The sequence below is a fragment of the Streptomyces sp. NPDC052020 genome (assembly GCF_040680575.1).
Taxonomy (GTDB): domain Bacteria; phylum Actinomycetota; class Actinomycetes; order Streptomycetales; family Streptomycetaceae; genus Streptomyces.
The window spans coordinates 1-2894 of record NZ_JBFAWY010000085.1; the positions used below are offsets into that span (position 1 = coordinate 1).

Below are 2894 nucleotides of genomic sequence, written 5' to 3' on the forward strand. Positions count from 1 at the left end.
ACCCCCCAGGCCCGCACCACATGCCGGGCCACCACAGCACCCAGCACACCGGTACCACCCGTCACCAGCACCGATCCCTCCGGATCCCACCCCGAAGGCACGGTGAGCACGACCTTGCCGATGTGGCGGGCCTGGCTGACGTAACGGAAGGCGTTGCGAGCCCGGCGAATGTCCCAGGTCTTGACGGGCAGGTGGTGGAGCACGCCGCGTTCGAAGAGCGTGAGGATCTCGGTGAGCATCTCGCCGATGCGTTCGGGACCGGCCTCGCCGAGGTCGAAGGCCCGGTAGAGGACTCCGGGGTGGTCGATGGCGACCTTGTCCGCCTCGCGTACGTCGGTCTTGCCCATCTCGATGAAGCGGCCGCCGGGGGAGAGCAGCCGCAGCGAGGCGTCCACGAAGTTGCGGGTGAGCGAGTTCAGTACGACATCCATGCCCGCTCCGCCGGACCCGTCGCGGAACTTGGACTCGAAGTCCATGGTGCGGGAGCTGGCGAGGTGCGCGTCGTCGAGACCGAGCTGGCGAAGTGCCTGCCACTTGCCCTCGCTGGCGGTGCCGTGGACCTCCATGCCCCAGTGCCGGGCGAGTTGTACGGCGGCCATGCCCACGCCGCCGGCGGCGGAGTGCACCAGGAGGCGTTCGCCGGGCTGGACGTTCGCCAGGTCGCGCAGTGCGTAGTAGGCGGTCAGGAACACCACCGGTACGGCGGCCGCCTCGACGAACGACCAGCTCTCCGGCATCCGTACGACGGTCCGCTCGTCGGCGACGACGGACGGGGAATACGCCCCCGTGAGCATGCCCATGACCCGGTCGCCCGGTGCCAGACCGCTCACGCCGGGCCCGGTCTCGGTCACCACGCCCGCGCCCTCGGTGCCCATCAGCGCCGGGTCGGGGTACATACCGAGGGCGATCAGCACGTCGCGGAAGTTGAGGCCGGTGGCCCGGACGGCGATGCGGACCTGTCCGGGGCCGAGGGGTTCCAGGAGATCCCGCGCGTCCCGGGGCTCCCGGTCCGGTGCGTCCGTGGGAGGAACGACAGGCGCCAGGGAGAGGCTCTCCAGGGTGCCGTCACCGCCCGGCTCCAGCCGCCAGAGGGCGGGTGCGGCAGGAATCGGCAGCGCGCCGAACCCGTCCACCACGGTCGTCGCGGCAGCGCGTCCGAGCCGGGGCACGAGCACCGCGCCTTCCCGCACGGCCAACTGCGGCTCGTCCGAGTCGAGGGCCTTCGCCAGTACGTCGCCGGCCGGCCCGGGAATCCCGTCGCCATCGAGATGCGGACCGACGTCCAGCAGGACGAACCGCCCCGGGCTCTCCGTCTGGGCGGATCTGCCCAGTCCCCATACCGCAGCGTGGCCCATCGACCGGATGTCGTCCTCGCCAAGGGCGGCGACCGCTTGCCGGGTCACCAGGACCAGGCGCGACGTCTCCCATCGGTCGTCGGCGAGCCAGGCCTGCATCAGTTCCAGCGCTCCGTGCACCGCCTCGCGTACGCGCTCGGGGCCACCGGGGCCGGGGGCCGGGCACGGGACCAGCACGGTGACGGGAGCGAGGGCCTCGCCCCGCTCGACGGCCTGTGCGAGGGCGGCCAGGTCCGAGAACTGTCCGACCGTGGCACCGCCGGTCCGCAAGGCCCGGACGAGCCCGGCCGCGAACCCGTCTTCGCCCACGACGACCGTGTTGCCCGAAGCGGGGGCCGATGTCCCGGACGGCTCACTCTCGGCACCGTCCCACACCATCCACTCCACGAGGTGCAGCGACTCCATGGCCGGGTCGCCCAGGGCCGCCAGCTGCGCCGGGTCGACGGGCAGCACCGTGAGGGAGTCCGCGGTGAACACCGGCTCCCCGGTGCTGTCGGCAGCGGCCAGCGACACCGTGTCCGGCCCCAGGGGGGTGACCCGTACCCGCAGTGCGGAAGCGCCCACCGCGTGCAGGGAGACCCCGCTCCAGGCGAACGGCAGCCGCGTGCCGGCACCGAACGCGCCGCCCGCTCCCGCCGCCTGGACAGCCGCGTCGAGCAGGGCTGGGTGAAGCCCGAACCGTGCGGCTTCGGCTCCGGTGGGCTCCGTCGGCAGAGATACCTCCGCGAACACCTCGTCACCGCGCCGCCATACGCCGCGAACGCCCTGGAAGACGGGTCCATAGCCGTAGCCACGCGCTTCGAGGCGCTCGTACAGATCGTTCACGTCTACCGGCTCCGCCCCCGGCGGGGGCCAGGCTCCCGTCTCGGTCACGGCTGTCTCGGACGAGGCCCGCCTGGCGAGCACACCGGTGGCGTGCCGCGTCCATTCCGTCCCCTCTTCGGGACGGACGGAACCGGATCCGGCTGCCGCGCCCTCAGGACGTGTGTAGAGGCCGAACGTACGGCGTCCGGATTCGTCGCCCGCTCCGATGACCAGTTGTACCTGCACCCCGCCGCGGCGTGGCAGTACCAGCGGGGCGTCGAGGGTCAGCTCCTCGACCAGGTCGCAGCCGACCTGGTCTCCGGCCCGGAACGCCAATTCGACGTACGCGGTTCCGGGCAGCAGTACGGTCCCGGACACGGCGTGGTCGGCCAGCCAGGGATGGGTACGGAGCGACAGGCTCGCCGTGAACAGGAAGCCGTCGGAGTCCGCCAACGGCACAGCGGCACCGAGCAAGGGGTGCTCTGCCGCACCGACACCGACGGACGATACGTCACCGGTGCCGGCGAGGGCCTCCGGCCAGTAGTGCTCGCGCTGGAAGGGGTAGGTGGGCAGATCGGGGATGTCGGGAACGACGGGACCGGCAGTGGTGGGGTGATGGATGTCCCAGTCGACGGGCAGACCGTTGGCCCACGCTTCGGCCAGAGAGGTGGTGAGACGGTGGAGACCACCGTCGTTACGGCGGAGGGTGGCCAGACCAACGGCCTGGTCAGGCAG

General features: G+C 71.9%; 1 protein-coding gene. It reads right to left on the minus strand.

The window, feature by feature from the left end; all coding sequences use genetic code 11:
- Positions 1-2894: polyketide synthase dehydratase domain-containing protein (locus AB0L74_RS34730; RefSeq protein ID WP_365661584.1), on the minus strand; the 2894-nt coding region annotated here is incomplete at both ends.